The sequence below is a fragment of the Pseudomonas fildesensis genome (assembly GCF_001050345.1).
GTDB classification, from domain to species: domain Bacteria; phylum Pseudomonadota; class Gammaproteobacteria; order Pseudomonadales; family Pseudomonadaceae; genus Aquipseudomonas; species Aquipseudomonas fildesensis.
Genome location: NZ_LFMW01000020.1, coordinates 15,163 through 31,443 on the forward strand (window position 1 = coordinate 15,163; position 16,281 = coordinate 31,443).

General features: G+C 56.8%; 15 protein-coding genes and 1 tRNA gene. 10 read left to right on the forward strand and 6 right to left on the reverse strand.

All coding sequences use genetic code 11. The annotated features are described in order from the left end of the window. Positions 1-63: 63 nt before the first annotated feature. The 3 genes from ACR52_RS24185 to ACR52_RS24195 form a co-directional block, all read right to left on the reverse strand. Positions 64-342, reverse strand: coding sequence for a LysR family transcriptional regulator (locus ACR52_RS24185; RefSeq protein WP_048730285.1), 279 nt, complete (start codon positions 340-342; stop codon positions 64-66). 61 nt (positions 343-403) lie between these two features. After that, positions 404-1,156: an IclR family transcriptional regulator gene (locus tag ACR52_RS24190; RefSeq protein WP_048730266.1), complete on the reverse strand. Its 753-nt coding sequence runs from the start codon at positions 1,154-1,156 to the stop codon at positions 404-406. 122 nt (positions 1,157-1,278) lie between these two features. Beyond that, positions 1,279-2,742 carry an efflux transporter outer membrane subunit gene (locus ACR52_RS24195; protein ID WP_048730268.1) on the reverse strand — a complete coding sequence of 488 codons (1,464 nt, stop codon included), beginning with the start codon at positions 2,740-2,742 and terminating at the stop codon, positions 1,279-1,281. A 144-nt stretch (positions 2,743-2,886) separates the two neighbouring features. Between ACR52_RS24195 and ACR52_RS28945 the strand changes: the two genes are divergently transcribed. The 9 genes from ACR52_RS28945 to ACR52_RS31395 all read left to right on the forward strand — a co-directional run bounded on the left by ACR52_RS28945 (position 2,887) and on the right by ACR52_RS31395 (position 11,473). Further along, on the forward strand, positions 2,887-3,540 hold the full coding sequence (locus tag ACR52_RS28945) for a TetR/AcrR family transcriptional regulator (protein WP_082143217.1): 654 nt from the start codon (positions 2,887-2,889) through the stop codon (positions 3,538-3,540). A 75-nt stretch (positions 3,541-3,615) separates the two neighbouring features. After that, a complete protein-coding gene (locus tag ACR52_RS24205; protein ID WP_048730270.1) occupies positions 3,616-4,407 on the forward strand; it encodes an IclR family transcriptional regulator in 792 nt (263 codons plus the stop codon). Positions 4,408-4,769: 362 nt separating this feature from the next. Further along, positions 4,770-4,970, forward strand: coding sequence for a hypothetical protein (locus ACR52_RS24210; protein ID WP_048730272.1), 201 nt, complete (start codon positions 4,770-4,772; stop codon positions 4,968-4,970). Positions 4,971-4,998: 28 nt separating this feature from the next. Continuing rightward, the gene (locus ACR52_RS24215) at positions 4,999-5,904 is read left to right on the forward strand and encodes an efflux RND transporter periplasmic adaptor subunit (protein WP_201779001.1); all 906 of its coding nucleotides are present in this window, start codon (positions 4,999-5,001) and stop codon (positions 5,902-5,904) included. Between the two features lie 64 nt (positions 5,905-5,968). Next, complete coding sequence (locus ACR52_RS24220) at positions 5,969-7,987, forward strand: FUSC family protein (protein WP_048730274.1); 2,019 nt, start codon at positions 5,969-5,971, stop codon at positions 7,985-7,987. Between the two features lie 123 nt (positions 7,988-8,110). Continuing rightward, on the forward strand, positions 8,111-8,644 hold the full coding sequence (locus ACR52_RS29760) for a LysR substrate-binding domain-containing protein (RefSeq protein WP_082143219.1): 534 nt from the start codon (positions 8,111-8,113) through the stop codon (positions 8,642-8,644). Positions 8,645-8,850: 206 nt separating this feature from the next. After that, positions 8,851-10,032, forward strand: coding sequence for an MFS transporter (locus ACR52_RS24225; protein ID WP_082143220.1), 1,182 nt, complete (start codon positions 8,851-8,853; stop codon positions 10,030-10,032). Between the two features lie 239 nt (positions 10,033-10,271). Continuing rightward, complete coding sequence (locus ACR52_RS24230) at positions 10,272-11,252, forward strand: MFS transporter (RefSeq protein WP_236692184.1); 981 nt, start codon at positions 10,272-10,274, stop codon at positions 11,250-11,252. Beyond that, positions 11,231-11,473: a hypothetical protein gene (locus tag ACR52_RS31395; protein WP_228394204.1), complete on the forward strand. Its 243-nt coding sequence runs from the start codon at positions 11,231-11,233 to the stop codon at positions 11,471-11,473. Before ACR52_RS24230 ends, ACR52_RS31395 begins: the two co-directional genes overlap by 22 nt. A 419-nt stretch (positions 11,474-11,892) precedes the next feature. Here the strand turns inward: ACR52_RS31395 and ACR52_RS24235 are convergent, their stop codons facing one another. The 3 genes from ACR52_RS24235 to ACR52_RS24245 all read right to left on the reverse strand — a co-directional run bounded on the left by ACR52_RS24235 (position 11,893) and on the right by ACR52_RS24245 (position 15,913). Beyond that, positions 11,893-14,325: a TonB-dependent siderophore receptor gene (locus tag ACR52_RS24235; protein ID WP_048730276.1), complete on the reverse strand. Its 2,433-nt coding sequence runs from the start codon at positions 14,323-14,325 to the stop codon at positions 11,893-11,895. Between the two features lie 78 nt (positions 14,326-14,403). After that, positions 14,404-15,387: a FecR family protein gene (locus ACR52_RS24240; RefSeq protein ID WP_048730278.1), complete on the reverse strand. Its 984-nt coding sequence runs from the start codon at positions 15,385-15,387 to the stop codon at positions 14,404-14,406. A gap of 7 nt (positions 15,388-15,394) precedes the next feature. Then, positions 15,395-15,913, reverse strand: coding sequence for a sigma-70 family RNA polymerase sigma factor (locus tag ACR52_RS24245; protein ID WP_048730280.1), 519 nt, complete (start codon positions 15,911-15,913; stop codon positions 15,395-15,397). A 201-nt stretch (positions 15,914-16,114) separates the two neighbouring features. Here ACR52_RS24245 and ACR52_RS24250 point away from each other — a divergent pair. Beyond that, positions 16,115-16,190 (forward strand) — tRNA-Val (locus ACR52_RS24250). Positions 16,191-16,281 lie beyond the last annotated feature (91 nt).

Genomic DNA, 16,281 nt, shown 5'->3' on the forward strand with positions numbered 1-16,281 from the left:
GGCTGACTGTTGGCAGGCATCAAGGGCATGGCCGCCTGGCGGCCATTGCGCTGAGGGTATCCTTCAGCGCTGCCCCAGGATCGACTCGATCGTTCTGATTGCCGGCGCCAGCTTACGAGCGATGTCGTGAGCTTTGGCAGTCGGTTCCATGCCGCTACCCATTCGCTCGAACAACGGATCGCCAAAACGCGCACGCAACCGCGCCAGAGAGCCACTCACCGCCGGCTGGCCGACGCCAAGCTTGAGCGCCGCGCGCGAGACATTTCGTTCATGGTAAATAACCATAAAGACGACCATCAGATTGAGGTCGATCTCGGCAAAAATCCGCAGATTGATTTTCATGGGCGTCAGCGTGGGCATAGTTTGGGCCATTGAGTATCTGCCGAATCTATCGGTCAATCGGTCAATCGGTCGAGCAAGATGAGGCATTGAGACTGGCCTGGCATTCTTTAAGCGCCAGGATGATCGGCTCACGCTGATCTCGAACTCGCCACGACGGGCCGACCACGGTTATGGAATAAAAGCCCTGGGTGGTCTCGACGCCTATTGCGATCGAGCCGATCCCCTGACGATGCTCCTCGTGATCGAAGGCAATCCCTTGCTGACGTATATGGCGCAGGTCATCGAGCAGCGCCGGCAAGCTCAACGTATCCGAGGTGAGTGGCTCCGTTACGCCACCCAGCAGGCTGGTCACCTGCTCGTCGCTCATCTTGGACAGGCAAATCTTTCCGGCGGCAGTGCCGTACACACAGAGAAAACTGCCAACCATGGGAGCTACCCGTAATTCCTGACTGGAGACCACGGCGTGCAACATGATCAACTCGATTCCGCTGGAATAAACCAGTGCTGAAGTTTCGCCGGTGTGTTGGGCCAGTCGTTCCAAAGGCGCTCGGGCGCTGTAGGTCACGTCGAAGTGGCTGTGGGAAGCCAGACGCATCAATGCAGAGCCCAGACGCACACCGTTCTTGCTGATATCCAACAATTGTTCGACGGCCAACGCGTCGACCAGCCGTTGCACGGTCGAACGGGGCAGATTGCTGCGGGTGGCGATAACGCCAAGGCTCAATCCTTGAGGCTCACTCTCCAGGCATCGCAGTATTCGGGCGGCTCTAGAGACAACCTGGATGCCGTTTCTTTCAATCAATTCAATTCCCATGTCACTTCTCGTTATTACAGGGCATCAATCGCACCTATGTAGGTCACTTGGCCCACGGCGGTGCCGCCACCGGTAACCAAAGCCATCCTATCGAAAACCCAGATATCAACGTTCTCATTCGGCTATTCGAGATGGGGCTCGGAATGTCTGGCACTGGCAAGTTGCGTGTCGTCCCAACCGCCGCCTAGGGCGCGGTACAGCTGGACCTGACTTTGAAGCTGCAACAACCGGTTGGAAGCGAGTTCTTCGCGCGCCGCAAACAGATTGCGCTGCGCATCCAGGACCGGCAGAAAGTTATCGACACCGTGCTGAAAGCGATTGAGTGCTAGATCGAGGTAGGCGCTGTTGTCTTGCACCAGATCGCGGTGCGCTTGCAGTTGCTCGTCGTAAATTCCCGCTGAGGCCAGACCGTCGGCGACTTCACTGAAGGCGACCTGGATGCTCTTCTCGTAGGCAGCCACGCGGATATCTTTCTGGATTTCTGAGTAATTGAGGTTCGCCTTCAAACGCCCCCCATTGAAGATCGGGATATTGATCTGGGGGATGAACGTCCATTGGCCCTGGCCTCCGGCGAACAGATGGGACAGCTGTGCACTGGCCACGCCGGTATTTGCTGTCAAAGTGATGGAGGGGTAGAACGCTGCCCGCGCTGCACCGATGTTGGCATTTGCGGCAATTAAGTCGCGCTCCGCTGCTCTGACATCAGGCCGTTGCCGCAGTATGTCCGCGGGCAAACCGGCCGGAATGGATGCGATCATCCGCTGCGTCCAATCGCCGTCATCAGGCAGATTGCCGGGTATGTGGGTGCCGAGCAACAGCGCCAACGCGTTCATGTCATGGGCGACCCTGCGGGTGTAGGTCAAGGTCTTGGTGCGTGCGGTATCCACCAGGGTACGTGCCTGACGCACGCTTAGGTCAGAGGTCGTGCCGGCCGAGCGGGCAGACTGCATCACGTTGAGCCCATGGATGTAGGAGTCCATCGTCGATTGTGCGATCTGCAGCAACTGCTGGTCGGTCCGCCAGGTCAGGTAAGCGCTGGCGACACTGGCCACCAGGCCCACCTGAACGCTGTGCTGGGCTTCTTCGGTCGACAGGTAAGTCTGCAGTGCGCTCTCGTCCAGGCTCTGGATACGTCCGAACACGTCCAGCTCGTAGGACGCGACGCCGACATTAAGCTCGTAGTCGCCATAGGTCCCGTCTTTCCCGGAAATCGCCCGATCTGCCGGAAGGTGTTGTCTGCTGCCTGAGCCATTGACGTCAACGGTTGGCAACAACTCGGAGCGCTGGATGCGATACAGCGCTCGGTAAGCATCGACATTCAAGGCCGCCTGGCGCAGGTCCCGGTTGTTGGTCAATGCCAACCCGATCAACTGGCGCATGGCCGGATCGCGAAAGAATTGCTGCCAATGCAAGTCAGCGATGGATTTGGCGCTGTCGGCCGCACCCACCGATGAAGCTTTATAACCCGGACCTTGAGGCCAGCTCTGATCCACCGGCGCTTCGGGCCGGTGGTAAGCAGGGATCAAGCTGCAACCTTGCAGGCTGGCGCCCAGCAGAATCGCAACAATAAGTACTTTCAACTTCATGGTTCGTACCTGATTTTTTGAGGGTGTGGACTGCCAGCTTGTATGCAAGGGACTTGGTCTGTACCGTAATGCGAGAAAGTGTACCATAATGTGGCTCACCTGCAATGCTCGGTTTTTGCGATCCCGAGGTGTGTGGCGGGCTGAATGACATCCACCGGTGGCGGTAGCCGCCCACAGGATCAGGTAACGATTGTCATGGCGAGAAAAACGGTTGAAGAGTCAGAACAGACGCGTATCAGGTTGATGGAGGCGGGTACACGGATGTTCGCCGAGTACGGTTACGCCTATTCGACGCTTGATGACATCGCGAAATGTGCAGGTCTTAGTCGAGGTGCGGTTTACTGGCATTTCAAGGGGAAGGGGGATCTGCTGCTGTCGATCATGAACGCCTCGGTATTGCCCCTGGAGGGGTTCTTCGTGAACGCGGATGATCCGACGCCAGGTTTCGAGCATTTCGCTCGCGCACTGAATGACACGCTCAACGTCCGACATCACCGGGACTTCTGCACCATCTTGTTGAAGGACGGCGAAATCGGCGCCCCGGAATGCCCGGTGGTGCTCCGTTGGCGCGTGGTGCAGCATAACCTGCGGACCCAGCTGACATCGCTCTTGACCGCTTTGGGCGGATCGACACAGCGCACAACGGTCCAGTTAAACGCGCTGACTCATCTGATGTCCATGTGCATAACCGGGCTGGTCATCGAGTCATTACACAGTCCCGATTCCACCGAGACATTGACCGGGCCGTTCGTTCATACGTTGCAGAAACTGGTCAGTGACGGCGCCGTCCTTGCCTGATAGCCCGAAATTGGCAGCGATAAATTTGCGAGCTGCCGCCGTTAGGGATGTAATGCTTTTTTTTGGAGTGATTCCATGTCTGATCCAAGCGACCCGGTCGAGAGTAAGCAACCCAGTATCCAGGTCATCGCCCGAGCCGCCGCCATTTTACGTGCGCTTGGGAGCAACTCTGGCGGGCTGAGTCTTTCGGCAATCGCCAATATCGTCAAATTGCCGCGCTCCACGGTGCACCGCATCATCGTTGCGCTAGAGGAAGAGCACCTGGTCGAGTCGATCGGCCCATCCGGTGGTTTTCGCCTGGGTCACGCATTCGGGCAGCTTATTCACCAGACTCAGGCCGACATCATCTCCAGTGTCCGGGAATTTCTGAACTCCTTGTCGGCGCAGGTTCGCGAGTCGGTGTGCCTGGCGACGCTGGCGGGCGCCAAGGTCAACGTCGTGGATTGCATCATTGTCGAGCGCGAATTGCGGGTTGTCTTCTCGGTGGGCATCGAGGCTCCCGCCTATGCCACCGCAGCAGGAAAAATAATGCTGGCTGCGTTTTCCGACGATGCATTGCAAGCCATTCTTCCAAAGAAGCTTCAGGAGTTGACCGAGCACACACTGACCCGTGCCCAGCTCATTGCCCAACTGCAAGACGTTCGTCAGTCTGCAGTCGCGGTGGATGATCAGGAACACATCGAAGGCGTCTGCACCTTTGCCGTGGCACTGGAGACTTACCTCGGAAATTACTCCATCAGCATCATCGCCCCAAGCATCCGGGCCGGGCGTAATGGTGATACGTACAAAGCGGCGCTGATGGACTGCAAGCGCGAGATTGAGAAGAAGATCGGTCGCATGTCCAAGGGCGCTGTGGCAAGTCGCTAAATTCTGTTCGGCGGAGCGGCGCTAGCAGTTTTACTGCTTGTTGCGGCTCTTCCGATGTTGGCATTCCCCCTGATCTGAACCCCTGAACCCCTGATGCGTCGGCCCTGACTGGGCCGATCGCAGCATTTACTGTGCCTGCGTTTTGTTGATCCATGCGAGAACCGGACAGAACGCAAAAATTAGAAAGATGCTGAGTTGTCTCGTATGGCGGGATGCTGTATCGTAATACGAGATTGCTCGTGATCATCCCTTTGCTGGCTCATTAGCCCCTGTTGTCAGCCCCTGGCCCATCCTCTTTAGGAAGGGGGGCGTCGGATGATCGAGTTTTGCGTATTCAGCCTTTAACCAGAGGATCGCCTGTTATGCCGCTGCACGAAGTGAGTTTTCAGGGATTGCTGGTCAGCCCGATATTCATGATGGTGCTGATTGCCGCCGCCGTGACTGTTGTGACCAGCAGAATTGTGGATCGGATAATTCCCTATTCAATGCAACGCAATGAAAGCTTGCTGGGCATGCTGCTGTTCATGTTGATCCTCGCCGGGCTGGTACGAATTACTTTCTGAGAGACGAAAAATGAAAAGAGTCGCAAATATGGCCATGACGGCGGTGCTGATTGGCGCCATTGTCGTAGTCCTGGTTTACATCTGGGATAGCTACATGTACACGCCCTGGACGCGCGACGGCAGAGTCCGGGCCGATGTCGTTAATATCGCTCCCGATGTATCGGGTTGGATTGACGAGTTGCATGCGCAGAACTCCCGTGAAGTTAAAACGGGCGATATCCTGTTCACTGTGGATCACGCACGCTATCAAGTCGCCGTCGATCTGGCGCAGGCACAATCGGACAGTGCCAAGGTGAGCTGGGATCGGGCGACCAACGTCTATAAACGCCGGACACTAATGAGTGCCGATGCTGTGAGTCGTGAAGAAGTCGATACATCGCGCCTGGATATGATGGAAAAGCAAGCCAGCTACAAACAATCAGTCGCCGTCCTTAACAGCGCAAAGATTGACTTGGCGCGAACCACTTATACCTCGCCAGCCTCCGGCAAGATCATCAACCTTGAACTGGAGAAAGGCGACTACGTTAATCGTGGCGTGAATCGGCTGGCCTTGGTCAAAGACGACAGTTACTACGTCACCGGTTATTTCGAAGAGACCAAAATCCCCGGCATCAAGATCGGCGACAAGGTCGAAATATGGCTGATGGCCGGAAGCTTGAAGCTCGAAGGTCATGTGGAATCGATCGACAGCGGTATCTCCAACAGTAACAGCACGCCGGGCAATCAGATGCTTCCAAGTGTCGAGGCGACCTTCGCCTGGGTGCGCCTGGCCCAGCGAATTCCGGTCAACATCAAAATCGATCAGGTACCTGAAGGTGTCAATTTGAGCTCTGGCATGTCGGCCACGCTGAAAGTCGTTGTGCCAGTTGGTGATCAGCGTGACCAGCGATCGGTTCTTCATGCTTTCAAAGAAAACGTTAAATCGTTGTTGTAGGCTCCGGCGCGATTTTCTCCAGATAGCAAGTGCAGCACCTTCGTGCAAAGTCGAGGCAAATTTCATGGCTCCTACAGCGCTGGATTCATACCTGTTAGGTAATAAGGTCGCCGTCAAGACCGGTATCAAGATCTCTGTTTCAGTTCTGGGCGCGTTGTTCATTGCCTTGTTGATGAACTTTGAACACCCGGTCTGGGCCATGATTACCGGGATGATTTCGTTTTTCGCGCCGGACCATGCGCAAGTCCTGAAGAAGTGCCTGTTCCAGTGTTTCAGCACAGTCGTGGGCGGGATTGTCGGCGTGGCATTGATGAACTTTTTCGGCCAGAGCCCGCTCATGGCAGCGTTGTCGGTCGCTACAATTGTCTTCATAGCCTCCGCGCTGTCCTACCATACGCGCGATGCCAACCGTACTTTCCTGTGTGCGATCTTTGCGGTGACCGTTTGCATCATGGTTATGGTGACGGTAACGCTAGTGCCTACCAGTGAAGAGATTTACGAAATTTTCGTTGATCGGATCGGCACCATCATCGTCGGGATTGTCTGGGCATCTTTTGTCAGCGCCTGTATCTGGCCGATGTTTAGCTCGGACTTGCTGCGCCTTTCATCAGGGCGCTTGTTCAAGTCGGTGTTTGCCCTCAATACGCAGTTCGGATCGGACCCTGAGCAGTTCCGGGTACGACTCTCCTCGGTATTCAGCGGCATCATCGAACACGCGGACTTGGCAGACCATTGCGAGTTCGAGGGCGCTTGGGGCAGACGGGGAGCGCAGGTTGCAAGGGAAATGAACAAGCTGGCGATCGAGGTCACCACCGACTCGTATGCATTGCAACAACTCGAGCCGGTTTATCGGCAACGCTTAGCCGTTGAGCTCAATGAACTGGAGCACCTTGTTGACGTCCTGGCCCACCAGGCGATACCGGGGGGCGGCGATCTGTATCGGCTGCAAAGTTTTATGGCGGACACCCGCGAGCGCAGCGAACAGGTCGCCCATGAAGACGGCGAACTGAGCATGTTTTTGGGCAAGATCGCTGATCTGGCCCAACATCTCAGCGGTTTTGCCCAACTTTATGCGAGCTTGATGAAAGCTGAGAAAATTAGCGTCAAAGGGGTCAGTGTTCGTCGTCACCGGCAGTTGTCGAACTGCCTGATTACCGGGGCGCGATCGGCAGTGCTGTTTTTGCTAGGGTTCATGTTCTGGTATGCGACCGATTGGACCTACGGCTTTTTGATGTGTGTCGTTCCGATCGTGTTCAGCATCATGCTGGGCAAGCTTCCACACCCGGAGCTAATCCTCAAGAACATCGCCATTGGTTTTTTTGTCGCCATTCCCGTGGGGATGGTGGTCATGAGTGCGTTGGCTCAAGCTCCTAGCGCTGTCGAGCTTCTGTTACTGACCAGTGGCCTGGTGCTGTTCTTTGGTTTCATGGGCTTGTCCAGTCTGTCGAGCTTCGCCTACAGCCTGGGCTTCAATATCTCGTTCATGGTGTTCCTGCTGCCAGAAAACGTGCCATCGGTTGATATCGGTTTTGCAATCGAGCGCTCGCTGAGCATGGGCCTGGGCACCATCCTTTTGGCACTGCTCTACATTTGGATTCCCAGAAAACGGGTCTTGAAAAACCCGGCTCGGGTCAGTGAAGTGTTTGAACATGATCTTGATCGCTTCCTCTCCGATAATTCAGTAGAACGAACTTCATCGATAGCCCTGGCCGATCGGGTCGGACTGGTTATCGACAAGATGGTCTACATCTCGATTTATGAAGCCCCTGAGAAGAAGCACCAGTTGATCGAGCAGGCTGGGCGGGTGATCTTTCTGATGAGTCAGGTCCGGCATGTCAGTGCATTCGTCGAGGCGAACAATCTTTCGCTGTTGTGCACCAAGGCACTGGCCCTATGGCGCGCAGAACTGCTCGCCAATTATCGAAACGATACCAGCCAGAATGAGCAATCGCTGATAACCGAGATCGACAGTACGGCTCGCACATCGTCAGATCTGAATGATGATTCGGATCGCGCGCAACTATCAGGTTACTTGCTGTCCATGGATCGACTCACCCGCCGTGTGTTTACTCCGCACGTTTAACGCTGCAATCAGTGAGGTAGTAGAGATGGATCGGTTTCAGGCCATGCAAGCGTTCGCCCATGTAGTAGAACAAGCCGGCTTCGGTAAAGCGTCGCTGGTGATGGGTGTGGCAACGCCGACAATATCGATTGTGCTATCCGTACCGGAGTCCCGCTGGACTCCCAGACCTTGATTGCGCGACGCGTTGCTTCATTTGAGTGGATAACCTGCGCCACCCCCGAGTATCTGCAAAAATACGGTACGCCTCGACAATTGACTGATCTCGTGGCCCATCAAGCCGTCGGTTATTTCCATCCGCAGTCAGGCAAGAATATCGACTGGGTTTTTATCTCCAATGGCAAGTCAGTCAACATCCGCATGAATAACGCGATTTCTGTTAACGAGACTTCAGCGTACGTGACCTGCGGCCTTAAAAGCCTCGGATTGATTCGAGTCGCCAGTTACTTAGTGCAGGAGCATTTGCGCGCCGGACGTCTGGTTTCGGTGCTGGACCAGCTAAGTGAACCCAGTGTCCCGGTTTCGGCTGTATACCCAATGGGTAACCGCTCATCGATAACTGTTCGAGCTTTCATCGACTGGGTTGGCGAGCTGTTTGCCAAGCGTGCGCATGAAGAATATCTACTGCGGCAAAGATCCAAACGCCGTATGGAAGCATGACGGGACGAATTTTCGCGCTACACGTTCAAACTTGGAAATGAAACCATCGAAGTCCAAGCCGAACGCTCATCGGGACGGTTCAGGGTTAACGCAGCACATGCACTGTGGGTTGTGGTTGGTCAACATCGTTTCGCCAGTCGCTCAGTCGCAGAGAGGCAAAGGCTTGGAATGGTCGGCGGCATATATATCAACGGAAATAAGGTTTTATGGCTGACTCGCTCAACCCGAAAGTATACATACTGACATTCACAGCATTCGTGATGCTGTCCTCCGAGTTCATAGCGGCGGGACTGCTGCCTGAGATCGCTTCGGGTCTGCAAATCTCCGTGGGTCGAGCAGGCTGGCTCGTTACTGCATTTGCCTTGGGGATGGGAATTGGTGCTCCGGTCATCGCGGCTTTTACGCACAAGGTTAGCCTGCGCACCCTGCTGATGAGCGGGTGCGTGGCACTCTTTTGTGGGAACACCATCAGCGCGCTCACTGATAATTTCTCGTTGCTGATGTTGGGCCGAGCGCTGGGCGGCATAGGCGTGGCGATTTTCTGGACTAATGCTGCCTTGGCCGCCTCAGCGATGTCCTCACCGGCGCATAAGAGCCTTGCCGTATCTCGTGTGCTAATCGGCATTTCAATTGCTTCAGTGGTGGGCGTTCCTCTCGGCAAGCTAGTCAGCGACACGTGGGACTGGGAATTTGCCATGGGGATGATGGCCGCGTTGAGCGCGTTGGCCTTGCTTGCCGTTATTCGATGGATACACCCGCCTCAAACTCACGCACCTGTGAATCATCGCAGCCTGGTTCAGCGGCTCCGTAGCGTCTGGACGAGAGACATTGCCTTGGCTCTGCTGAGCTACCTATTTATGTTTGCAGGGATCATGGCGGTCTTCAGTTACCTCGCCACATTCCTCGCGAGGTATACGGGGCTGGCAGGTACGCCGGTCACGCTCACGTTAGCCCTGTACGGCGTTTCAGACATTGTTGGCAACTTGCTCCTGTCCAAGCGGGTTCCTGAACAACTGGATGGCATGTTCAAGACGCTGTTGTTAGTGCTGGCTGTCAGCCTCGCCGCTATCTCGCTCTTGGGCGAATCAGTATGGTTGGTACCTTTGGTGGTGGCCGCCATCGGCTGTTGTCATGCAGGTGCCAGCCTGTTGACAGGCGTTGACGTGCTGCGAAGGGCAGGGGCCAATGCTCAGTTCATCGGCTCCGTAAACGTCAGCGCGATCAACCTTGGGATCATGCTTGGTACTTCTGCTGGAGGGCTGTTGATCGATCACATCGGCCTTCAGTACGTAGGGTTCTTAGCCGCCGGCTTCGTCGTTTGTGCATGGGGCACCAGGATGTGCTTGAGCACGGAGCCAGTTACCACTGAGGATCTCGCGACCGAATGACTCAGTGCTTTATCTGCTTGCGATTCTGCTGGCAGTGCTGCTCAAGAGGATCGGGTACGCCAGCGCTTGCACTAAGTCAGCCCCGGCGCCGTGGATGCATGGGGAAGCCATACGTTGAAATGTTGCTCACGGGTTTGTTACCCTGCCAGCAGACATTGCGCTTTGGCGCTCTGCGTAAGCGTTAACGTCAACCAACGCACACACGGGACTAATCCGTCCCTATGTTGTGCGTGGTATTCATGACAAATTCATCGTCGGCCGTTCGTGCCGGAAATTCCCTATTCGCTTCCTCCCTGCTAATTGGCATTTTGCTAATCTTGCTAATCGCCGCGAATTTGCGGGCACCGATTACCTCGCTTGGGCCAGTTCTTGACCAAGTGCAGCAGTATTTTTCCTTGAGTGGCGCCGCTGCCGGTCTTCTGAACGCCCTGCCTTTGCTGATGTTCGCTTCTGCCTCGCCGCTGGCTCCTTGGCTGACGCGACGTTTTGGATTGGAGCAGGCGTTATTTGGTGCGCTGTGCCTTATCGCAATCGGCTGCATCATCCGTTCCAGTGGTACTTACACTGGCCTATGGTTAGGAACGTTGCTCATCGGTGGAGGCATTGCCACCGCAAATGTGCTGGTTGTTCCATTGGTCAAGAGAGACTTCCCAAGTCACGCAGCTCTGTGCGTAGGGTTATATGCCGCAACCATGGCCCTGATGGCTGCACTGGCCAGCGGCCTTTCAGCTCCGTTGTCGGTGCTTACCGGCTATACATGGAAGATTTCCCTTGGGGTTTGGTTTGTCCTTGCCCTTGTAGCCATCGCATGTTGGTTGCCGCACTTGAAGCGCGCTCGTGGCCGGGCTCCTGCTGCACCACCTGCTGCAAGTAAATCAGTGTGGGGAAGCGCCATCGCCTGGCAGGTGTCGATGTTCATGGCACTGCAGACGGTTACGTTCTACACCTTGATTGACTGGTATCCCGCCATGGCGAGTTCGGTCGGGATTGGTGCCTCGGAATCGGGTGTTCATCTCTTTGCCTATCAAGCCATTGCTGTCGTCGCCAACCTGTCTACTTCCATTGCCATCAAGCGCCTCAAAGATCAGCGTCTGCTGGGGTTCGTATGCTCGCTGGCGATCACCGTTGGCATGGCGGGTCTGGTCTGGGCACCTGCCTTGTCTTTGATCTGGTTATTGTTCGCCGGGGTGGGGCAGGGATGTCGATGGTCACGTGCCTGACATTATTCGGTCTACGGGTTCGTGATCACCACCAGGCGAGCTCGTTGTCGGCCATGGCCCAATGTGTAGGCTATGGCTTAGGATCGGTGGGGCCGTTCCTGGCCGGTTGGCTACATGGTGTTTTCGGCACCTGGCAGGTATCGCTGTGGTTGCTGTTATCTGCGGCGTGCCTGCAGATTGTCTTTGCGGTATTGGCCGGTCGTAACCGATTTATCGAATAAGCCATCCGGACGGCGCAGGGAGAACGGTTCAAGGCTCTCCCAGTGCCGCGGGGCTGTTCATGCCATTCTCGTTCTTGCTCCCTTGAGATCTGTGCTCCTTCACATGTATCAAACCCGGCTAGAAGGAGATGTTCGAAATGTGTTCAGACGACGTCATTTACAGCGCAGAGTGAGGAGTACACAATTCAGTCCATCTGCGGTAGATTAACTTTTTAAACTGCCGACTTTTCAAACCGTTAGAGGATGAGTCATGATCCCGTCCGCTGCGCCATATTCGGTTACCTGGAACGCTGAACGCTAGGTACCACAGGAAGCCCGCTCATTGAGCGGGCTTTTTGCTGTCTGGGGTTTGCGAAAAGCCTTGGGCATAAAAAACGCCGCCGATCATTTCCGATGATCGGCGGCGTTTTTTTGTGGCTTTAGAAATCCCAGCGTGTGGTGACCATGAAGTTGCGCGGCTCACCGTAAGCGGCGGAGTTATAGAAGCCGATGTTGGTGTAGTAGGACTTGTCGAAGAGGTTGTTGACGTTCAGCGTCGCCGACAGGTTCTTGGTGACCTGGTAACGGGTCATCAAGTCCACCAGCCAATAGGCGTCCTGGGAGAACTCTTCATACTGGCCATGGGGGTTGTTGTAGATGTCCTGCCAGCCCACGCTCTGCCAGCGCACGCCGCCGCCGACGGTCAACTTGTCCAAGTTGCCCTTGAGTTTGTAGGTGGTGTACAGCTTGATCTGGTCTTCAGGCTCGAAGGTGGAAATCTTGACGTCCTTGTCATCGCGCACGACCTTGTGGGTATAGCCGGCCTGGAGTTGCCAGCCTGGGGCAATTTCGCCAGACATCTCCACTTCATAACCTTTGGTGACGGCCTTGCTGCTTTTGTAAGCGTAGTTGTTCGGGATGGGCGTCTGGTTGTTGTACTCGTCATCGGAAAGCGCGCGATTGGACTCGCGGATCTCAAAGTAAGCCGCGCTGGCGTTCACGCGACCATCGAGGAAGTCGGCTTTCACGCCCAGCTCCCAGTTCTGGCCTTCATCCGGTTCCAGCAGCTTGTTGTCCCGGTCGCGGTTGTAATTCTCCTGCGGCATGAAGATATCGGTGTAGCTGGCGTAGACCGCGTAGGTGTCGTTGAGGTCGTAGACGGCGCCGATGTACGGCACGAAACGTCCGGACTCGCGGTAGTTGGGGTTATAGCCAGTGACCTGGTAGTTGACCACCCGCCCGCCCAGCAGAAGCTTGAGGTCATCGGCGAGATTCAGGCGTGTGGTCACGTAGGCGCCGGTCTGACGAACAGTGTCATCGGTCAGCGATTGTGCTTTACCCCAGTCCGGAATCGTTGCGTGGCCGTGCCAGTTGTTGAAGTCAACGATGTTGGGGGAGAGGTTCCAGTAGCCTTTGCCTTTCCATTCCGAGGCGCTGATCGAGCCGCCGAGCACCAGCTCATGCTCGCGCCCGCCGAGGCTGAAAGGGCCGCTGACATACAGGTCGGCGGAGTCGCTGACGGTTTCCCCGGTGTACTTGCCCGAGGTGAGTTGCGCAGTGCCGTCCGGCTGTGGCTGGTCGCCCTGGATCGAGCCCATCAGCGCGTGGTAGCCATTGATCTTGTGGTCCAGTTGCAGCTTGGTCACCCAACCATTGCCCAGGTCATGTTCGAGCATGGCGAACACCGTGCGGGTGTATTGTTCCCAGCTGCTCCAGTCGGCGGCGTTGTTGAACGAGCGCTTGACGCTGTTGCGATCGCCCTTGGAGTTGATCAGCGGGAAACTGCCCGACCAGGAAGAGCCTTTTGGCAGGCTGTCCTGGTAATCGCCGCCTACGGTCAGCAGGGTATCGGGCGACAGGTCGAATTCCATGATGCCGTAGTACGTCGGGCTCTTGCGCGAGTAGTGGTCCATGAACGAGTGCTTGTCCTGGTAGGCCGCTACCGCTCGGCCGCGCACATTGCCGCTCTCGGTCATCGGGCCGCTGACGTCCAGTTCGCTGCGGTAGTTGTCCCAGGAACCGGCGCCCAGGGTGGCGTGCCCCTGGAAGTCGGCCGTCGGTTTCTTGCGCACCAGGTTGATCGTCGCGCCCAATGAGCCGCCGCCGGTGAGCAGGCCGGTGGCGCCCTTGAGCACTTCGACGCGGTCATAAATAGCCATGTCGCTCAAGGTATTGCCCGCCGAATAGGCGACGTTGCGCGCCGTCGAGGGGATGCCGTCGTACTGGAAGTTGTTGATCGAAAAACCGCGCGCGTAGTAGTTGCTGCGCTCGGTGTCGAAGGCCGAAACGGTGATGCCGGGCGTATGGCGCATCACGTCGTCGACGTTGTTCAGGCCGAAGTCATCCATGTGCTGGCGGGTGACAACGCTGACCGATTGCGGGGTTTCCTTCGGCGTCAGCACCAGGCGAGTGGAGGTCGCGATAGTGCCGGGGGTGTAGGAACCGCTGTTCTCGGTGACGTTACCCAACTGGTTGCCGGTGACTTGGGTCGGGCCCAGTTCCAGGGTGCCGCTGCCGGCGGTGGGGGCGGGTTGCAGCGCGTAGACCTGGTCGCCTTTTACCGCGTGATAGCCGCTGCCTTGCAGCAACCTGTCGAAGCCGTCCTGAATGCCGTAGCTGCCCTTGAGACCAGGGCCTTTGAGGCCTTCCAGTTCTTGGGACTGAAACACAATCGCCACGCCCGCCTGTTGCGCAAAGCGATTGAGCGAGCTGCCCAACGGTCCGGCGGGAATGTCGTAGGCCTGGGTGGCGACGTTGACTGTATCCGCCTGGGCCAGGTTCGTGGTCATCGCGCTGGCGGCGAGCATAGCCAGGGAAAACGGTGCACTTTTCAGCAGGCCAAAGCGCCCGCGCGGGTAGGAAGGGGTGTGCATGGTGAAGGCAATCCTTTATGTGTCGAACTACCTTGCTTGACGGGCAGCTTCGGAAAAACCGGAAGCAAATGCGAATAATTATTTATTGGGTATGTCTGCGGGGTTCACGACGATCAGCCAAGGAGTAAAGGTTCGTACCTTGATCGGCAAGGTTTGCGCGAGCAATTGCAGGGCATGGTCGCTGTCGTCCAGGGGAATGACGGCCGACACGCGCAGGCTTTGCAGGGCGGCGCGATCAAATTGCAGCAGGCCGGAACGATGCCGCGCGATTTCATCCAGCACCTCGGGCAATGGCCGGTTTTCCACCACCAGTTGATGGCGACGCCAGGCGTCATTGATGCTCGCCGGATCGATGCTGCCGGCCAGGCTTACGTTGCTGGTGCTGATCACCGCCTGGGAGCCGGCGTCGACTTCGAGCGTTTGCCGGGTATTCGCGCTTTGTGCGGCCACGCGGGATTCGAGCATGCTCAGCACGGTGATATCCCCCTCGCGTTTGACCACAAACCGCGTGCCCAACGCACGCATCGAGCCTTGGGCCGTCTGTACGATAAATGGCCGCGCTTGATCGTGGGCGACGTCCACCAGGATCTCGCCTTGCAGCAGTTCGATGCGCCGCTGCGTGGCGTCGAAATACAGGTTCGCCGCGCTGCTGCCGTTCAGGGTCAGCGCCGAGCCGTCCGCCAGGTGCAGGGTTTGCCACTGGCCGGGGCCGTTGCGCACGTCGGCCATCCACTGTCGTGGATAAGGGCTGACGAGCAGCGCCGCCGCCGGCACTGCCAGGCTGCACGCCAGCAACAGCGCGCGCACGGCGTTCTTGCTGCGACGGGGTTTCTGATGGGCGAACGCTGCATTCAATGCCGCCCGTGCCGGTGCTTTTTTTCCGCGCAGGGCTTGCATTCGCGCAATCACGGCTTCCATGCGCGCTGCGGCTGCGGCGTAGTGGGGGCCTTGTTGTTTCCAGCACTCGAACGCCAGGCGCTGGGCTTCGCTCAATTCACCTTCGTGCAGGCGCAGCAGCCATTCAGCGGCTTGTTCTTCGATCTGTGAGTGGGTATCGGACATGGGCGGCTCAGGTGTCCATGCTGTGGCTGCAATGCAGCAGCGCCTGGATCAGGTATTTGCGCACAGTACGTTCCGACAGCTTGAGCTGCCGAGCGATTTGCTGCTGGGTCAGTTCTTCGAGGTAATACAGCACAAACGCCTGGCGCGAATACTCGTGCATGCCTTCCAGGATAAAGGCGATGTGTTCGAGGGCTTCGAGGGTGGTATGGATCTGCTCCGGGGACTGGAACCCCTCAAGCGCGTCCACCGTCAGCGTCAGTTCCTGCAGGTAGGCCTGTTCAATCTGCCTGCGCCGCGCCTGGTCGATCACCAGCCGCCGTGCCGTGGTGCTCAAGTACGCTCTGGGTTCGCGGATGGTCGCCACCGATTCGCGGGTGAGGAGGATACGTGCAAAGGTGTCCTGCGCCAGGTCGGCAGCATTCTGGCGACAGCCCAGCTTGCGCCGCAGCCAGGTGAGCAGCCAGCCATGATGCTCGCTGTAGAGCTGGGTTATTTCCCGTTGGAATGGCGGTTCACCCACAGACATAAGCGTGGCTCAAGCGTTATTGAGAATGGTTTTTAATTGTGAGGCCAAGCAGCGGGTAAACGCAATAGAGTCGCGTTTGAAGGGCAAAGCGCGTGTTTTCGGGACCGCGCACGCTGCTCGAAAATTTATTTCAAATAAAGTGCATTTAAATCAACACATTGCAGAATATTCGTATATGATGCGGCCCACACCGAAAGTGAAGGGTGATTAGCTCAGCTGGGAGAGCATCTGCCTTACAAGCAGAGGGTCGGCGGTTCGATCCCGTCATCACCCACCATTCGCTTCAAGTGTTACGCGCAGCGGTAGTTCAGTCGGTTAGAATACCGGCCTGTCACGCCGGGGGTCGCGGGTTCGAGTCCCGTCCGCTG

Excerpts from the sequence above, each read along its gene's own strand:
- ACR52_RS24220 (WP_048730274.1), top strand. The coding sequence starts at position 5,969 with ATGGCTCCTACAGCGCTGGATTCATACCTGTTAGGTAATAAGGTCGCC.
- ACR52_RS24240 (WP_048730278.1), bottom strand. The coding sequence starts at position 15,387 with ATGTCCGATACCCACTCACAGATCGAAGAACAAGCCGCTGAATGGCTG.
- ACR52_RS24230 (WP_236692184.1), top strand. The coding sequence starts at position 10,272 with ATGACAAATTCATCGTCGGCCGTTCGTGCCGGAAATTCCCTATTCGCT.
- ACR52_RS24225 (WP_082143220.1), top strand. The coding sequence starts at position 8,851 with ATGGCTGACTCGCTCAACCCGAAAGTATACATACTGACATTCACAGCA.
- ACR52_RS24215 (WP_201779001.1), top strand. The coding sequence starts at position 4,999 with ATGGCCATGACGGCGGTGCTGATTGGCGCCATTGTCGTAGTCCTGGTT.
- ACR52_RS24190 (WP_048730266.1), bottom strand. The coding sequence starts at position 1,156 with ATGGGAATTGAATTGATTGAAAGAAACGGCATCCAGGTTGTCTCTAGA.
- ACR52_RS24245 (WP_048730280.1), bottom strand. The coding sequence starts at position 15,913 with ATGTCTGTGGGTGAACCGCCATTCCAACGGGAAATAACCCAGCTCTAC.
- ACR52_RS24235 (WP_048730276.1), bottom strand. The coding sequence starts at position 14,325 with ATGCACACCCCTTCCTACCCGCGCGGGCGCTTTGGCCTGCTGAAAAGT.
- ACR52_RS31395 (WP_228394204.1), top strand. The coding sequence starts at position 11,231 with ATGTCGATGGTCACGTGCCTGACATTATTCGGTCTACGGGTTCGTGAT.
- ACR52_RS24185 (WP_048730285.1), bottom strand. The coding sequence starts at position 342 with ATGAAAATCAATCTGCGGATTTTTGCCGAGATCGACCTCAATCTGATG.
- ACR52_RS24210 (WP_048730272.1), top strand. The coding sequence starts at position 4,770 with ATGCCGCTGCACGAAGTGAGTTTTCAGGGATTGCTGGTCAGCCCGATA.
- ACR52_RS24195 (WP_048730268.1), bottom strand. The coding sequence starts at position 2,742 with ATGAAGTTGAAAGTACTTATTGTTGCGATTCTGCTGGGCGCCAGCCTG.
- ACR52_RS24205 (WP_048730270.1), top strand. The coding sequence starts at position 3,616 with ATGTCTGATCCAAGCGACCCGGTCGAGAGTAAGCAACCCAGTATCCAG.
- ACR52_RS28945 (WP_082143217.1), top strand. The coding sequence starts at position 2,887 with ATGACATCCACCGGTGGCGGTAGCCGCCCACAGGATCAGGTAACGATT.